The following is a 15,400-nucleotide window of genomic DNA, read 5'->3' on the forward strand; positions in this document are numbered from 1 at the left end:
GTAGATTCGGGTGACTGGTTCCCGAATGCCTGTCGAGCTTCCGCTCGCGCACGTGGTGGCGCCAAAGGCGTGACGCGGCGGTCGTCAAGGTCGCGAGTCGACCCGACGTGACTGTCCGATATGACGGCGTTTCCTAGTTCATGTTACGGAACGGAACGCATGCCTGATCCATCGGGGGATCTTCTGAGTGCCTTTCACAGATCCGTGTACAGGAAATCAGATCATGAGGGAGATGGCGTTGGAGCGCGAGCAGGAACACATCGATCAGCAGGCGGTCGTCGAAGTGGAGATCAGCTTGCTGTCCACAGTCGACTCACCGCGGACCTCGGGGGAGGACCCGGACCACGTGGAGGCGCTCTCCGCGGTGCAGTCTCCGCTTCCGCCCATCCTCGTGCACCGTCCGACGATGCGCGTCATCGATGGTCTCCATCGTGTGCGAGCGGCTGAACTGCGCGGGCAGGACAGGGTCGCCGTCAGCTTCTTCGAGGGCAACGAGGCCGACGCGTTCGTGCTGGCAGTCGAGTCCAACACCAAGCACGGCCTCCCCTTGTCGAAGGCCGACCGTAAACGGGCGGCCGCGCGGATCATCACCTCGCATCCGCAGTGGTCGGACCGGATGATCGCATCGGTCACCGGTATCGCCCCCGGCACGGTGGCCGACATGCGCAAGGGGCTTCCGGGTGCGTCCGCCGCCGAGGAGAGCAGGATCGGCCAGGACGGCCGGGTCCGCCCGATCGACGCCGCTGCAGGACGCAGGATCGCCGGAGAACTCATCACTGACAACCCCAACCTGTCGTTACGTCAGATCGCCCGCATGGCCGGCATATCCCCCGAGACGGCCCGTGATGTAAGAAGCCGGCTCCGCCGAGGAGAGGATCCGCTGCCCAGCAGACACGGCAGGGAACCGGAACCCGCGAACCTCGAGGTGGGAGCCTTGGCACCACCGCGCGGTATCGGCTTCGCGGCGGTGCCTGGCAGGCCGTCGGCGCAGGATCCCAGCGTCGTTGTGGAACGGCTCAAAGCGGATCCGGCGCTGCGGCTGAGCGAGACCGGACGCACCCTGCTGCGGCTGCTCAACCTCCACACGATCAACGCGAAGGAGTGGCAGCGGATCATCGACAACGTACCGCCCCACTGCAGCGGGATCGTGGCCTATCTGGCCGACGAGTACGCGGGGATGTGGTCGGAGCTGGCCCTTCGGCTGGGGCGCAGGGAGGCCGAAACCGCATAGTCCGCCGTTGCCGCGTCCAAGCGTCGAAAACGGTCAGTTGGTCGGGGACGCAAGGCGGTGACGTCGCCGAAGTCCTCCTACCAGGCGGTGGAGGGACTTCGGCGACGTATGGTCGTCAGGCAGAGACGAAGGCACGAAGCTGCCTGACCGCGGCGACACCGTCGCAGCCCGACAAGCCGAGGGCGTCGCGGAGTTCGTCGGCCAGCAGGTCGAGTACCCGACGTGCGCCGGCCTCTCCGGCCGCAGCCAGGCCCCAGATCAGCGGACGGCCCACCAGGACACCCGACGCCCCGAGAGCGAGCGCCCTGAGCACGTCAGTGCCGCTGCGGATGCCGCTGTCCAGCAGCACCTCGCATCCGTCCCCCGCGGCCGCCGCGACCTCCGGCAACGCATCGATGCTGGGTACGGCGCCGTCGAGCTGGCGGCCACCGTGGTTGGAGACCACGACTGCGTCGACCCCCAACTCGGCCGCCCGCAGCGCGTCCTCGGCTGCCAGGACGCCCTTGAGCAGCAGTGGAAGCCGGGTCTGCTTCCGTAGGGCCGCCAACGACGACCACGTCATCGCGGAAGAGAATGCCTGGCCGGTGTGGACGGCCACCGCGGAGGTATCGGCGTGCCGTTGGTGCGCGGTCGAGCCGGTGCTGACATTGGCCGCCCGCACATGGCCGGGCAGTGCGAAACGGTTGCGCATGTCGCGCAGCCGGCGCCCCATCCACGGCACGTCGACGGTGAGCATGATCGCCTGGCAGCCGGCGTCCTCGGCTCTGCGGACGAGTTCCAGGGACTGCGCGGCATCCCGGAGCCAGTAGAGCTGGAACCAGACCGTTCCGCCGATCGCCGTGATCTCTTCGATCGGGACACTGCTCAGCGTGCTCACGGTGAACGGCACTCCGGCCGCCTTGGCCGCGCGGGCGGCGGCCAACTCGCCATCGGGGTGGACCAGTTGCTGGTAGGCGACGGGCGCGATGGCAACCGGCATGGGGACGGGCCGACCGAGCAGAGTGGAATCCGCCGTGCACTGCGACACGTCCCTGAGCACCCGGGGGACGAGGAAGACGCGGTCCAGCGCGGTGCGGTTGGCATCGAGCGTGGTCTCAGCGCCGCTTCCTCCGGCCACGAAGTCCCATACGTCGGCGGGCAGGGCCGAAGCGGCGGCGCGTTCGAAGTCGGCCAGGCAGTGGGCCGTTTCGGCCGAAACCTCATCGCCGTAGCCCACGCTGCCCCGTCCTCTCCAGCTCCACGGCCTCGTAGAGTGCCTTGATGTTCGCGCTGCCGAAGGTCTCGGCGCCCTGGCGCTCGATGACCTCGAAGAACAGTGTGTGCCGCAGGTGGGTCGACGCCGTGAAGATCTGGAAGAGCTGGCCGCCGTGGTCCTCGTCGGCGAGCACGTTCGTCGCCCGAAGGTCGTCCAACCTGGACTCGCTCAGGTCGATCCGCTCGCCCAGGAGGTCGTAGTAGGCCGGGGGAGTGGTGAGGAAGCCAACGCCCCGGCCGGTCAGGGCCCGTACCGAACGGACCGCGTCCGGCGAGGAGAAGGCGAGGTGCTGGACGCCGGACCCCTGGTGGGCCTTGAGGAACTCGTCGATCTGTCCCGGGTCTGCCGAAGGGTCGGGCTGGATGAGCGTCAGGGTCACCGAGCCCGAAGGGCTCTGCACCACCTTCGACTCCATGGCCTGCCTGCCGACGACGATGCGCTCCTCGAAGATGCACCGGAACCCGAGGGCCGCCAGGTAGTAGTCGACCGTGGGGTCGAGATCGCCGGTGTTCAGGCACACCGCGATGTGATCGACGTCGAGCAGGCCCACGTCGCCGGTCGGGTCATCGCCGGTCTGCGGCGTCGGGGAGAAGCCGGCGGGCAGCCCCGGCCCCTCCCCGGGAGCGCGCTGGACGAGTGTGTGGACGACGTCCCCGAAACCGCGGAGGACAGCCGTCACGGTCGGTCCGTCGCCCGTGTGCGGGGTCGGCGGGCGGTGGGCGCGGGCGCCGTTCGTGACCGCTGCGTCAAAGGCCGCGGTCACGTCCGCGGTGCGCAGGGCGATGTCGGCGACACCGTCGCCGTGGGAGGCGACGTAGGTCGAGGCCACATGGTCGTCCGACGTCGCCTCGGTGAGTACCAGGGTGATCCGTCCGTGGCGCAGCGCGACGCTTCGGTGATCGGCGAAGTCGCCGGAGCCGACCACCGTGAAGGCGTATTTGTCGACCCAGGTGCGTACAGCTGTTTCCAGCTGTTCCACGTACATCTCTACGTAGTCGACGGAGAGATCCGCCAGCGGATCCGTCACCTTTGCTGATTTGCTCATGACTGTCCCCATGCCAGGAGAAGAAGGGCCGGATTCTTCGAACTGTAATAGATGGCCCCGTGGGAATAAAGCAGGCGACCGCTCGACGGATGGACTCCCGGTCCGTCGGGTATTGCCGGCCGGGCTCGTCCAGAAATTTGACGGGCTATTCGGGTTGTGGTCGGCGGCCTTTCGAACGGGTGATGTCTCGTGATTCGCACCACGGCCGTCATCGGCACAGGTCTGATCGGTACCTCGGTCGCGCTCGCGCCGAGCCGGCAAGGGAGTGGCGGTGCATCCGTCCGACCGGAACGCGCTGCAGCCAGGACGGCCGCCGCTCTTGGACGGCGGTTGTCAGAACGCATCCGCGTGTGTGAACCTGAGTCGGTGAATCCCAACACTCATTAACTTGTTTCGCGTGGGGGGAACTCCATGACCGAACGCAGCGTGCACGGCCATGCGCATCATGCGTATGAAGGGCTCGTCTCCATGCTGCCGGATTATCCGGTGCCGCAGAAGAATTCTCCCGCGGCCCTCGCGGCGACCGAACCGGTGACATTACCGAAGGCGGACCTGCACGGCAGCGTCTCCGATCCGGTCCTGGACACGATGAACTTCCTCAACGAGGTCACGCTCCGCACCACCCGGCGGGGTGCACGAGGAACTCGCCCGAGACTGAACGCCTAGCTCCCGCGCTCCGAGGAGAGTTTGTGTCGGTACAGGTCATCCCCCGTCTACTCCTGGCACTGCCGGTTGTGATCCTCGCCTGTCGTGTCGGCGCCGCGTTGCTTCGCCGGCTGGGGCAGCCTCCCGTCGTGGGCGAGATCGTGACGGGCATCCTGCTCGGCCCCTCTCTGCTCGGCCGGCTGTGGCCTCATGCGCAGTCGTATCTCTTCCCTTCGGGGGTCACGGACCACATCGAGGTTCTGGGGCAGCTGGGGCTGCTCGCCTTCATGTTCCTGATCGGGCTCGAACTCGACCTCGGCCACTTGCGGGGCAATGGCCGCGCTGCGGCGGTCATCAGCCAAGCCAGCATCCTGCTGCCACTGTTGCTCGGTGGGCTGCTCGCCCTGGCCATGTTCGACTCATTCGCTCCACAGGGGACTGATCAAGTCGCCTTTGTGTTGTTCGTCGCCGTCGCCATGAGCATCACCGCGTTTCCGGTACTTGCCCGGATCCTCACCGATCAGGGGCTTTACCACACACCCATCGGCAGTCTGGCCATGGCGTGCGCCGCCGTGGGCGACATCATCGCGTGGTGCCTGCTCGCGCTCGTGGTGGCCTTCGTCAAGGGGGGCGCTCCGGCCGAATCGTTGACGACCGTAGCGATGGTGGCGGCGTACTTCGCGGTGATGATGCGGGTGGTGCGCCCGCTGCTCGCCCGGCTGAGCCGCTGGAAGCAGGCCACGTCGGGAGGCGAAGGGCAGGATGCATCCGTGTTGGCGCTGCTGTTCTGCGGCACATGTCTCTCCGCGCTGCTGACCGATGCCCTCGGTGTGCACGCCCTTTTCGGCGCCTTCCTGTTCGGTGTGGTGACACCGAGGCGTTCCGCCGTTGTCGAGCGGTCTGCAGCCCGCCTGCGATCAGTGGCGGTACCACTGCTTCTGCCGTTGTTCTTCGTGACGACAGGACTGCGCACCGACATCGGAATGCTTGCTGCCGACCCGGTGCAATGGCTGTGGCTCGGCGCTGTCCTCGCGGTGGCGCTGGTCGGAAAATGGGGTGGCGGTAGCGTTTCAGCGAGGCTGAGCGGACGGCCGTGGCGCGAGGCACTGTCGCTGGGCGCGCTGATGAACTGTCGAGGTCTGACCGAACTCATAGTCCTCAACATTGGGTTGGACCTCGGGGTGATCGACAAGGCCCTGTTCACGATCTTGGTCCTGATGGCCCTGATCACTACAGCAGTGACGTCGCCCGTGGTCAGGGCGCTCGGCCGACGCGAAGAGGCGCGGGAGCGGAAGGTGGAGCCGATGCACACGCCGGATTCGGTGCAGCCGTAGGGCCGGTGATGTCGGCCGGGCTGCCGCGGTGTGCACGAGCGCGACCACCAGCGGCGCCGAACTTCCTGGGCCTGAGCACCCGTTGGCGACAGGCATGGTTCGATCCGGCGATCACGTGATCCCTGCCCCGTCGGAATTGCCGACCGCCCCGTCCGTCCGTTGTCCGTTGGATATTCTTGGGAGCCGATCTTGGCTGTGCACGCGATCGCCTACGTCGAGTTGTACACGCGGGACAAGAAGCCCGTCGTCGATCACCTGGTACCGGTCCTGGGGTTCGCGCCGGCGGTGGCCCGATGATGTGGTTCAGGCCGGATCCGGGTGCTCTGCCCACCGCGAACCTGCACGCGAGTGTCGGCGACCCGGTGCTGGACACCATGAACTTCCTCAACGAGATCACCTACCGCTACCCGGAGGCGATCTCCTTCGCGCCCGGTCGCCCCTACGACGGGTTCTTCGAGACGGAGCAGATCTTCGACCATCTCCGTCGCTACCTGGACCACCTGGAGGCCAATGGCGCCTCGCCGGGGCAGATCCGCTCCTCGCTGTTCCAGTACGGGCCGACCAGCGGACAGATCCGGGAGCTGATCGCGGACTCGTTGCGCAAGGACGAGGGCATCGACGTCCCAGCGGAGTCCGTGGTGGTCACGGTGGGGTGCCAGGAGGCCATGTTCCTCGCCGTGCGGGCCCTGATCCGGGACCCGCAGGACGTCCTCCTGGTGTCCAGCCCGTGCTACGTGGGAATCGTCGGTGTCGCGGCCCTGCTGGACGTCAATCTCACCCCGGTCGAGGAGGGCGACAAGGGGTTCCGCTGTGAGGACCTGGAGGCGGCCATCCTCGCGGAGCGGGCAAGCGGTCGTCGGCCCCGGGCCTTCTACGTGACCCCCGACCACTCGAACCCCTCGGGAACCACCATCCCGTTGGAGACCCGGCAGGAACTGCTCGACCTGGCGGCCCGGTACGACCTCCTGATCCTGGAGGACAGCCCGTACCGGCTGGTCAGCCCAGGGCAGCAACTACCCACCCTGAAGTCCCTCGACCGGGCGCGGCGGGTGGTTCATCTGGGTTCCCTCTCCAAGACACTGTTCCCCGGCGCCCGGGTGGGGTACGCCATCGCGGACCAGCCGGTGGTGGACGACGTCGGGCGGTCGGGACTCCTGGCGGCCGAGCTCACCAAGATCAAGAGCATGGTGACGGTCAACACCCCGTCTCTCAGCCAGGCCGTCGTCGCCGGCATGTTGCTCTCCGCCGGTGGGCGGGCCGCCGACCTGAACGTCGAGACCGCCGCGTACTACGGCGACGCGATGCGGACCACGTTGGCCCGACTTGCCGAGGCGTTCCCCGAGCAGGAACGGGTGGCGCTGGATGTGCGCTGGAACGAGCCGAGCGGCGGGTTCTTCCTGTCACTGACCGTCCCGTTCCACGCCGACAACGCAGCGCTGGAACGCTCGGCGGAGCAGTTCGAGGTGATCTGGACCCCGATGTCCTACTTCTACCCGCGCGGCGGTGGGGAGCGGGTCATCCGGCTCTCCGTCAGCTACCTGACCCACGCAGAGATCGCCGACGGTGTCGAGCGGCTGGCGTGCTTCATCAAGGACCAGGCGGCCAGGACCTGAGGCCGCCGCCCCGGCGCTGCGATCTGCTGGGGCAGGGCGATACCGGGCCCGCGGCGAACCGTCGCGGGCCCCTTCACGTATGGGAGGGCTCAGCACGTGTTGGCAGTAGTACGACTCGTTCGCAGCAAGACCCGGATGTGGGGGTGGACCTTCCGATGACCACGAGCCTGAGCCTTCCGGCCACCGGCACCGGCCTCCTGGACCTGGCCGGCCCCGATCCGAAGAACGGTGCGGGCGTCGCCCGCATCACGGGTGTCGGCACGGCGACCACCGAGACCTCGTACACGCAGCCCGAGCTGCTCGACATCTTCGGGATCACTGATCCCAAGGTCCGCTCGGTCTTCCTCAACAGCGCCATCGAGCGCCGCTTCCTCTCCATCCCGCCCCGTGACGCCGATGGCGCCATCCTCCCGGAGACACAAGGCGAACTGCTCGACAAGCACAAGCGGCTCGCTCTGGAGATGGGAGCCCGGGCAATCCGCTCCTGCCTCGACGACGCGGGCATCGGGCTGTCCGACATCGACTACCTCTGCTGCACGACCACCACGGGATTCCTCACTCCCGGACTGAGTGCCCTGCTGATTCGTGACATGGGGATCCTTCCCAGGACCAGCCGGGTGGATGTGGTGGGAATGGGCTGCAATGCGGGTCTCAACGCCCTCAACGCAACGGCGAGTTGGGCCCGTGCCAACCCCGGCAAGGTTGCCGTGCTGCTGTGCTCGGAAGCCTGCTCCGCCGCGTACGTGATCGACGGCACCATGCGCACTTCGGTCGTCAACAGCCTCTTCGGTGACGGTGCAGCCGCGATAGCCCTGGTCGCCGACGGCCCGGACACGGCCTACGCGTCAGCCGACGTTCCGCCGGCACCCGGCAGCCCCCGCATCCTGGGCTTCGCGAGCCATCTGATCACCGAGGCGGCCGAGGCGATGCGCTACGACTGGGACGATGATCAGGGGAAGTTCAGCTTCTACCTGGACCCGTACGTTCCCTACGTGGTGGGCGCCAACGCGGAGCAGGTCGTCGACCGCCTGCTCGGGAACGCCGGGCTGCGCCGCAGCGACATCAGTCACTGGCTGGTGCACTCCGGTGGCAAGAAGGTGATCGACGCCGTTCGGGTGAACCTGGGGCTCACCCGCCACGACGTGCGGCACACGACCGGCGTTCTGCGCGACTTCGGAAACCTGTCGAGCGGTTCCTTCCTGTTCTCCTACGAGCGGTTGCTGCGGGAGGGGGTCACCCGGGCCGGCGAGTACGGCGTCCTGATGACCATGGGACCCGGTTCGACGATCGAGACCGCACTGGTGCAATGGTGATGGGAAAGCAGATGAAGAACAGCGTCACGGCCACCTCGCTGGAGCAGGCCGACCGGACGGATCCGGACGTCCTGCTGCTGAGGATCGACGGTCGTCGGCCCATCTCGGCAGAGGCGATCTCCGCGGTGAACGGCGTCTGCGACGCCGCCGAGGACGACGCGGCGCGAGCCCGGGTGGTGGTCGAGGTGTCAGGCAGCCCCGAGGGGCAGCGGCCTGAGGGCCTGACGGTCGCGACCGTGAGCAGGTGGGAACGTGCACTCCGCCGCCTCGAACGACTCCCCGCTCCGACCGTCGCCGTCGTTGACGGCGACTGCGGCGGGATCGCCCTGGACGCCCTTCTGGCCACCGACTACCGCATCGCGACCGGCGCTGTGCGCCTTGTGGTGCCGGTCGACGGCGGAGCCACCTGGCCGGGGATGGCCATCTATCGGCTGGCTCAGCGCGGCGCCGGTGCCTCCGCGATCCGCAGGGCGGTGCTCTTCGGCACGCCGGTCGAGCTCGCCGAGGCGCTCGCACTCCAGTTGCTCGACGAGGTGGCGGCCGACCGGGTGAACGCCCACGCCCTGGCCGCTGCGCGCGCCGGTGCCGTCTCCGGGAGCGAGCTGGCCATTCGCCGCCAGCTGCTGGACGACGCCGTCACGACCGGCTTCGACGAGGCGCTCGGCGTTCACCTCGCAGCGTGCGACAGGGCGCTGCGCAGAGCAGCCGTCGAGGTCGCGTCGTGATCGGCGACAAGGCCAGGGCGGGCGTGATGGATGCCGTCCGGGCGGCGGATGGTGTCCTGCCCGCCGCCCGGACGGTCCTGGCCGACACCGCCCGGCGCACCGACGAGCTGCTGGCTGCCCTGCCCGATCCCGAACGGCGCTCGGAGGAGCAGCGGGCAGCTGCCCTGACTGCGGTCGAGGCCGCGCGCACCGTGCGTGCCGCCTTCCTCGACGCCCACACGGACGCGGTCTACGACGAGCTGACCGATGGCCGCAGCAGTCACCTCAGGATCGAGGAACTCGTTCGGGTCGCCGCAGCGGTCTTCCCCGGGCTGGTGCCCACGGAGGCGCGGCTGGCCGCCGAACGTGACCGGCCGCAGGTGGCCAAGGAGGGGCACGAGATCGACCAAGGTCTCTTCCTCGGCCGCATCCTGGGCTCGCCGAGGTCCGGCCCCCATCTGATCGACGCGATGCTGCGCCCGACTCCGCGGGCTCTGGCCCTGCTGCCGGACTTCCGGGCGGATGGGAGGGCGGATCTCGGCTCCGTGCGCCTCGAGCGCGCGGACGGGGTGGCTCGGCTGACGATGTGCCGGGAGGACTGTCTGAACGCGGAGGACAACCGGCAGATCGACGACATGGAGACTGCTGTCGACCTCGCGCTGCTCGACCCCGGTGTCGAAGTGGGGCTTCTGCGCGGTGGTGTCATGACTCATCCGCGCTACCGCGGCCGACGGGTCTTCAGTGCCGGCATCAACCTGAAGTCCCTGCACGGTGGTGGCATCTCTCTCGTCGACTTCCTGCTGCGCCGGGAGCTCGGCTACATCCACAAGATCTGGCGGGGCCTGTTGGACGACTCCAGCGCGCACTGGTCGTCCCGAACTGTCGAGAAGCCCTGGGCGGCCGCTGTGGACACCTTCGCCATCGGAGGTGGTACCCAGCTCCTGTTGGTCTTCGACCGGGTGCTGGCCGCCTCGGACGCGTTCCTGAGCCTCCCTGCGGCAAAGGAGGGGATCGTCCCCGGGGCTTCCAACTTCCGGCTGGCTCGCCGGGCCGGCAGTCGGCTGGCCCGGCAGGTGATCCTGGACGGCCGTCGGATCTGGGCACGCGAGCCGGACGCCCGGCTCCTGGTCGACGAGGTGCACGAGCCGGAGGACCTCGACGAGGCGATCGAGCGGACACTCGGCCGTCTGCGCGGACCGGCAGTGCTGGCGAACCGGCGGATGCTGAACCTGGTGGAGGAGGACGTCGACGAGTTCCGCCGCTACATGGCCGAATTCGCCGTCCAGCAGGCCCTGCGGCTGTACGGCTCCGACGTGCTGGACAAGGTCGGCCGCTTCACGCTCGCAGCCCCGGCACGAGGTGCGGAGTGAGCGGGGACGAGAGCCCTCGTGTCCGGTACGAGAAGAAGGACCACGTCGCGCGGGTGACACTCGACCGTCCCGCTGTCCTCAACGCGATGGACCTGCGGATGCACGAGGAACTCGCGGCGGTGTGGGACGACGTCGAGGCTGACGGCGAGATCCGGGTCGCGGTGCTGACCGGTGCCGGTCAGCGCGCCTTCTCGGTCGGCCAGGACCTGCGCGAGCGGTCTCGGCTGGACGAGCAGGGCGTGCCGCGGACGAGCTTCGGCAGTCGTGACCAGCCTGGCTGGCCACGACTGACCGAGCGGTTCCGGCTGTCCAAGCCCGTGCTGGCCCGGGTCGACGGCTACGCGTTGGGCGGGGGGTTCGAACTCGCCCTCGCCTGTGACCTGATCGTCGCCTCGGACCGGGCAGTCTTCGCCCTGCCGGAGGCCCAGCTCGGCCTGGTGCCGGGTGCGGGCGGGGCCTTCCGGCTCGCCCGGCAGGTGCCGCTCAAGGCCGCGATGGGGTACCTGCTGACGGGCCGGCGGATGACCGCGGCCGAGGCACTGCGCTTCGGCCTGGTCAACCAGGTCGTACCGGCCGAGGAACTTGACGACTGCGTCGCCGAGTGGACCGCGGACCTGCTGCGCAGTGCGCCGCTGGCGGTGCGGGCGATCAAGGAGGCGGTGATGCGTTCGGTGGACATTCCGCTGGAGGAGGCGTTCTCCGCCTCGTACGAGTGGGAGCGGCGTCGCCGGCACAGCGAGGATGCGGTCGAGGGACCGAGGGCGTTCGCCGAAGGGCGCTCGCCCCGCTGGCTGGGACGCTGAGGTCGTCAGGTTCGGCCGCTGGGGGTCAAAGGGCCGCAGGTTCAAATCCTGTCGTCCCGACTGTGAAGTCGCTTGTGAGAGCGGGTACTTGGGAGGCCAAGTGCCCGCTCTCACTCGTTTGCCAGGGGTGGGTGGTCGCGGGGTGGTCGCGTCCGGCGCTTTGACCTGGCAGTTTGCGGCTGGGGTGAGTGCGAGGTGATCGCCTGACCTGACTGTACGTCAGATTAGGTGGCGGGACTTCGACGAGGTCGAGCGGGCCGTCTTCCAGTGGGTCGCGTGGTACAACAGCGAGCGCCTCCACTCCGCCCTCGGCTACATGCCGCCCGACGAGTACGAGCAGGCGTACTGGACGGGACTGGAGCAACACCCGCAAGTCGCTTGATCGCACTATCGCGGACTCCACGAAAGTCGGGGCAGCTCACCCTGCAGATCATGGAGCCCCCCGGCCGCACCCCGGAATCGATCAGCATCCTGGTCTTCGAGCAGCCCGACGACGCCGTCCCGTACGGCGTACTCACCGGTGACGCCCTGTTCGTCGGCGACGTCGGCCGCCCCGACCTGCTCGCCTCCGCCGGTGTCCCCGCCACCGAACTCGGCGCCATGCTCTACGACAGCGTCCACCGCAAGCTGATGGGCCTGCCCGACGAGGTCCTGGTCTTCCCCGCCCACGGCGCCGGCTCCGCCTGCGGCCGGAGCCTCTCCGTCGACCGCCAGTCCGCCACCGGCCGCGAGCGCGCCACCAACTACGCCTGCGCGCCGATGGACCAGGACGCCTTCGTCGCCCTGGTGGCCGGTGGCCAGCCCGCCGCGCCCGGGTACTTCGGCTACGACGCGGACCTCGACCGCCGGGAGCGCGGACGCTTCGACCCGGCCGCCGTCCGGACCCTCACCGCCGCCGAGTTCCTGCGCCACCGAGCTGGGGGCGCCGTCGTCCTGGACGCCCGCGACCCGCTGGAGTTCGCCGCCGGACACCTGGCGGAATCCGTCAACCTCCCCGCCGACGGCCGCTTCGCCGAGCAGTCCGGCACCGTGCTCGGGCCGGACCGGGAGATCCTGGTCATCGCCCCCGACGGGCGCGGCGAGGAACTCGTCACCCGCCTCGCCCGCATCGGCTTCGACCGCGTCGCCGGTCACCTCGCCGACCCGGCGGCGGTGTTCCTGGCCCGCCCCGAGCTGATGCGCCAGGCCCCTGGCTGACCGTCCGCGCCCTGCGCGAGGCCCTGGACGGCCCGCGGCCGTCGCTCGTCGTCGACGCCCGCGCCGCCGCGGAGCGCGAGGCCGGCGCCATCCCCGGCTCGCTCCACCTCCCGCTCGCCGAACTCCCGGCACGCCACGGCGAACTGCCCACCGACCGCCGCCTCGTACTGCACTGCGCCGGCGGGCTGCGCTCCTCCATCGCCGCGAGCGTGCTGCGCCACCACGGCCACGCCCAGGTCTGCGACCTCCTCGGCGGCTACGCGGCGTGGGCGGCGGCGTAGGGCCTGTCTTCAAGCCCCGGCTGTGTGCCGACGCTCCCCCCGCCTTCGGCCGGGAGGTACCCCCGACCCCCCGCCGTGCGATGCACGCTCCCCCATGCCGCCGCCCGCCCTCGGGGCGGACGACGGGGGCTTGAGGACCGGCCCCAGGCCGAGTGACCGGCCGCGCGGCGGTGCGTGGAGACGCGTCGTCAGTCGGTGGCCCGCTGGGCCCGGTGGGCGGCGACCCGCACGCGGGTGGCGCAGCGCGGGGTGCAGAAGCGCTGCGGGGTGCGGCGGCCGGTGTCGACGAAGAAGCGGTCGCAGCCGGGGGCGGCGCACCGGCCCCAGGCGCAGCCGCCGCGTTCGCCGAGCCACAGGCCGAGGGCCAGGGCGCAGGTGGAGAGCAGCCAGTGGGTGAGGTCGGCGGTGGCGGGCGCCTCGGTGTGCAGCGACCACGGGCGGCCGGGGAGGCGGACGAGGCGGGGGCGGGCGGGGTAGCGGTCGAGCAGGGCGTTGATCGCCTCGGCCGCCGCGTCCTCGTCCTGGAGGGCGAGGATGTCGATCAGGTGGGCGGTGGCCCGGCGCAGCTCCCGGGCGTCGGCGTCGGTGAGCCGGAAGGCCGGGCCGCCGTGGCGTTCCAGGAGCGCCTGCAGGTCGGCGGCGCTCGCCTCGGGATCCTCGCGGACGGTGTTCGCCAGCTCGGTGAGGAAGTGGAGGCCGCGGGGGTTGCCGCCGCCGTGGTCCTGGGTCATGGGTTCGCCCTTCTGATCGTCTGCGCGCTCCCCATGGTAACGTCGAAATCAAAAAGTAGACGTTACGGAGGAGTGGCATGCGATTCCCCACCACGACGTCCGTCCTGATCGTCGGCGCGGGCCCGGTCGGCCTGACCATGTCGCTCCTGCTGTCCGAGTACGGCGTGCCGCACCTGCTCGTCGAGGCGCATCCGAGCACCTCCCGGCACCCCAAGGCCCGTGGCGTGTCGGCGCGTTCGATGGAGGTCTTCCGCCGGCTCGGCCTGGAGGCGGACGTCCGGCAGGCGGGGCTCCCGGCCTCGCACGTCTTCTTCTACCGCGGCCGCGACCTCGTGGACCCGGACTTCGTCCGCACCGGAGTGGCGGGTGCCCCGGAGGAGGGCGCCGAGCGCACCCCGTCGCCGGGACTGATCTGCTCCCAGGATGCCCTGGAGGCCGTGCTGCTGGGCCGCGCCCGTCAACTCGCGCCGGACGGCGTCCGGTTCGCCACCCGGCTGTTCTCCTTCACCGAGGGCACCGAGGGCACCGAGGCCGGCGAGGCCGGCGACGGTGGGGCGGACGGGGCGGACGGCGCGGGCGTGCACGCGGTGCTGGAGGACCGGGCCACCGGCGGGCGGCACATCGTGCACGCCGACTGGCTGGTCGGCTGCGACGGCGCGGCGAGCACCGTCCGTACCGGCGCCGGGATCGCGATGGAAGGTCCGACGGGCCTGGGCCACTTCCTCAGCGTCCGCTTCGAGGCGCCGCTCGGAGCGGTCGTGGCCGACCGGGCCAGCGCGTCGTACTTCCTCACCGCGCCGGGCCGCGGCGGCTTCCTGGCCGTCGACAACGACCGGCACTGGATCTACCAGCACCCCTTCGACCCCGAGCGCGACGACATCGACGAGCTCCGCGGCGACCACCGGCGGCTGGCCCGGCTGGTCCGGGACGCCGCCGGCCTGCCCGAGCTGGCGGTGGACGTCCGGGACACCCTGACCTGGCGGCTGGACGCCCGGCTCGCCGAGGCCTACCGCAGGTCACGGGTCCTGATCGCGGGTGACGCGGCCCACGTGATCCCGCCGACCGGCGGGCACGGGATGAACACCGGCATCGGCGACGCGGACAACCTGGCCTGGAAACTCGCCGCGGTCGTCGACGGGGCGGCCAGCGAGGCGCTGCTGGACACCTACCAGGCCGAACGCCGCCCGGTGGCCCGGCAGGTCATCGACCTGTCCCTCGCCAACTCCCGTGCCCGGACCGGCTACCGGATCGACGACGAACTGCTGCTCACCGCGGTCTACCGCTCCAGCGCCGTCATCCCCGACCCCGAGGCCCCCGCCCGCCCGCCGCTGGACCCGGCTCGCGAACACCCCGACGGCGGGCCCGGCGGCCGCGCCCCGCACCTGCGACCGGCCGGAACCGCCGGGGTCTCGTCCACCCTGGACCTCGTCGGCCCCGGCTTCACCCTGCTCACCCGCACCGGCGACGAGGCCTGGCAGCGGCAGGCGGACACCGCCACGGCGGCCGGCCTGCCCGTCGCCCTGCGCCCGATCGCCGCCGCCGGCGAGCCGGAGCGGGCGGACGGCACGGACTGGACCCGGCTGTTCGGCCTCCCGGCCGACGGCGCGGTCCTCCTCCGCCCCGACGGCCACATCGCCTGGCAGACCCCGCGCCCGCCCGCCGACGACACGGAACTGCTCGCAGCCCTGCGCCGCATCCTCTCGTCGCCGTCGCCCCGGCGGTGAACCCCGCGTCCCGGTCCTTCCTCGCCCGGACGGATGGGCGCAGCGGGCCGCGTGGGAGGTGGGGAACACCGGCGGCGGTCTGTCACACGGCTGTGACACGGCGGGGCCGAATTCCCAAGGAGTTCCTCATGACGTGCACGTAGGGTCGCGCACG

The 15,400-nt window shown here is 70.2% G+C and carries 15 protein-coding genes; 12 read left to right on the forward strand and 3 right to left on the reverse strand.

Going from position 1 to position 15,400, the window contains the following annotated elements; translation table 11 throughout:
- Positions 1 to 232: 232 nt before the first annotated feature.
- A complete protein-coding gene (locus ACIOJE_RS29780; RefSeq protein WP_400780328.1) occupies positions 233 to 1,231 on the forward strand; it encodes a streptomycin biosynthesis protein in 999 nt (332 codons plus the stop codon).
- A 115-nt stretch (positions 1,232 to 1,346) separates the two neighbouring features.
- Here ACIOJE_RS29780 and ACIOJE_RS29785 read toward each other — a convergent pair whose 3' ends face one another.
- Both ACIOJE_RS29785 and hppD read right to left on the reverse strand, forming a co-directional pair.
- Positions 1,347 to 2,447, reverse strand: a complete 1,101-nt coding sequence (locus tag ACIOJE_RS29785; RefSeq protein WP_280684236.1) for an alpha-hydroxy acid oxidase — start codon at positions 2,445 to 2,447, stop codon at positions 1,347 to 1,349.
- Positions 2,431 to 3,531, reverse strand: a complete 1,101-nt coding sequence (hppD, locus tag ACIOJE_RS29790) for a 4-hydroxyphenylpyruvate dioxygenase (RefSeq protein ID WP_280684234.1) — start codon at positions 3,529 to 3,531, stop codon at positions 2,431 to 2,433. Before hppD ends, ACIOJE_RS29785 begins: the two co-directional genes overlap by 17 nt.
- A gap of 411 nt (positions 3,532 to 3,942) precedes the next feature.
- Here hppD and ACIOJE_RS29795 point away from each other — a divergent pair, with 411 nt between their 5' ends.
- The 10 genes from ACIOJE_RS29795 to ACIOJE_RS29840 all read left to right on the forward strand — a co-directional run bounded on the left by ACIOJE_RS29795 (position 3,943) and on the right by ACIOJE_RS29840 (position 12,791).
- Positions 3,943 to 4,197 carry a hypothetical protein gene (locus ACIOJE_RS29795; protein WP_280684232.1) on the forward strand — a complete coding sequence of 85 codons (255 nt, stop codon included), beginning with the start codon at positions 3,943 to 3,945 and terminating at the stop codon, positions 4,195 to 4,197.
- Positions 4,198 to 4,256: 59 nt separating this feature from the next.
- Positions 4,257 to 5,510, forward strand: a complete 1,254-nt coding sequence (locus ACIOJE_RS29800) for a cation:proton antiporter (RefSeq protein WP_400780412.1) — start codon at positions 4,257 to 4,259, stop codon at positions 5,508 to 5,510.
- Positions 5,511 to 5,803: 293 nt separating this feature from the next.
- Positions 5,804 to 7,123: a PLP-dependent aminotransferase family protein gene (locus tag ACIOJE_RS29805; RefSeq protein WP_400780332.1), complete on the forward strand. Its 1,320-nt coding sequence runs from the start codon at positions 5,804 to 5,806 to the stop codon at positions 7,121 to 7,123.
- Positions 7,124 to 7,278: 155 nt separating this feature from the next.
- Complete coding sequence (gene dpgA, locus ACIOJE_RS29810; RefSeq protein WP_280684226.1) at positions 7,279 to 8,436, forward strand: 3,5-dihydroxyphenylacetyl-CoA synthase DpgA; 1,158 nt, start codon at positions 7,279 to 7,281, stop codon at positions 8,434 to 8,436.
- Positions 8,437 to 8,447: 11 nt separating this feature from the next.
- Complete coding sequence (gene dpgB, locus ACIOJE_RS29815) at positions 8,448 to 9,161, forward strand: enoyl-CoA-hydratase DpgB (protein ID WP_280684224.1); 714 nt, start codon at positions 8,448 to 8,450, stop codon at positions 9,159 to 9,161.
- Positions 9,162 to 9,187: 26 nt separating this feature from the next.
- Entirely contained in the window at positions 9,188 to 10,510 is a 1,323-nt protein-coding gene (gene dpgC / locus ACIOJE_RS29820; RefSeq protein WP_400780415.1) for a (3,5-dihydroxyphenyl)acetyl-CoA 1,2-dioxygenase DpgC, read from the forward strand.
- Entirely contained in the window at positions 10,507 to 11,313 is an 807-nt protein-coding gene (gene dpgD, locus ACIOJE_RS29825) for an enoyl-CoA-hydratase DpgD (protein ID WP_280684221.1), read from the forward strand. Before dpgC ends, dpgD begins: the two co-directional genes overlap by 4 nt.
- A gap of 223 nt (positions 11,314 to 11,536) precedes the next feature.
- The gene (locus ACIOJE_RS29830; protein ID WP_400780417.1) at positions 11,537 to 11,695 is read left to right on the forward strand and encodes an integrase core domain-containing protein; all 159 of its coding nucleotides are present in this window, start codon (positions 11,537 to 11,539) and stop codon (positions 11,693 to 11,695) included.
- Positions 11,696 to 11,745: 50 nt separating this feature from the next.
- Complete coding sequence (locus ACIOJE_RS29835) at positions 11,746 to 12,510, forward strand: rhodanese-like domain-containing protein (RefSeq protein ID WP_400780339.1); 765 nt, start codon at positions 11,746 to 11,748, stop codon at positions 12,508 to 12,510.
- Positions 12,511 to 12,533: 23 nt separating this feature from the next.
- The gene (locus tag ACIOJE_RS29840) at positions 12,534 to 12,791 is read left to right on the forward strand and encodes a rhodanese-like domain-containing protein (RefSeq protein WP_400780420.1); all 258 of its coding nucleotides are present in this window, start codon (positions 12,534 to 12,536) and stop codon (positions 12,789 to 12,791) included.
- A gap of 188 nt (positions 12,792 to 12,979) precedes the next feature.
- On the opposite strand, the gene ACIOJE_RS29845 is transcribed toward ACIOJE_RS29840, so the two are convergent.
- Positions 12,980 to 13,522, reverse strand: a complete 543-nt coding sequence (locus ACIOJE_RS29845; RefSeq protein WP_400780344.1) for a CGNR zinc finger domain-containing protein — start codon at positions 13,520 to 13,522, stop codon at positions 12,980 to 12,982.
- A 77-nt stretch (positions 13,523 to 13,599) separates the two neighbouring features.
- On the opposite strand from ACIOJE_RS29845, the gene ACIOJE_RS29850 reads away from it, so the two are divergent.
- Complete coding sequence (locus ACIOJE_RS29850; RefSeq protein ID WP_400780346.1) at positions 13,600 to 15,246, forward strand: FAD-dependent monooxygenase; 1,647 nt, start codon at positions 13,600 to 13,602, stop codon at positions 15,244 to 15,246.
- The last annotated feature ends 154 nt before the right edge of the window (positions 15,247 to 15,400 follow it).

It is taken from the genome of Kitasatospora sp. NPDC087861 (assembly GCF_044742585.1).
Lineage (GTDB): Bacteria > Actinomycetota > Actinomycetes > Streptomycetales > Streptomycetaceae > Kitasatospora.

What these genes read in the sequence shown, in the direction of transcription:
- ACIOJE_RS29780 (WP_400780328.1), top strand. Translation starts at nt 233, where the DNA reads ATGGCGTTGGAGCGCGAGCAGGAACACATCGATCAGCAGGCGGTCGTC.
- hppD (WP_280684234.1), bottom strand. Translation starts at nt 3,531, where the DNA reads ATGAGCAAATCAGCAAAGGTGACGGATCCGCTGGCGGATCTCTCCGTC.
- ACIOJE_RS29795 (WP_280684232.1), top strand. Translation starts at nt 3,943, where the DNA reads ATGACCGAACGCAGCGTGCACGGCCATGCGCATCATGCGTATGAAGGG.
- ACIOJE_RS29805 (WP_400780332.1), top strand. Translation starts at nt 5,804, where the DNA reads ATGATGTGGTTCAGGCCGGATCCGGGTGCTCTGCCCACCGCGAACCTG.
- dpgA (WP_280684226.1), top strand. Translation starts at nt 7,279, where the DNA reads ATGACCACGAGCCTGAGCCTTCCGGCCACCGGCACCGGCCTCCTGGAC.
- dpgB (WP_280684224.1), top strand. Translation starts at nt 8,448, where the DNA reads ATGAAGAACAGCGTCACGGCCACCTCGCTGGAGCAGGCCGACCGGACG.
- dpgC (WP_400780415.1), top strand. Translation starts at nt 9,188, where the DNA reads ATGGATGCCGTCCGGGCGGCGGATGGTGTCCTGCCCGCCGCCCGGACG.
- ACIOJE_RS29835 (WP_400780339.1), top strand. Translation starts at nt 11,746, where the DNA reads ATGGAGCCCCCCGGCCGCACCCCGGAATCGATCAGCATCCTGGTCTTC.
- ACIOJE_RS29845 (WP_400780344.1), bottom strand. Translation starts at nt 13,522, where the DNA reads ATGACCCAGGACCACGGCGGCGGCAACCCCCGCGGCCTCCACTTCCTC.
- ACIOJE_RS29850 (WP_400780346.1), top strand. Translation starts at nt 13,600, where the DNA reads ATGCGATTCCCCACCACGACGTCCGTCCTGATCGTCGGCGCGGGCCCG.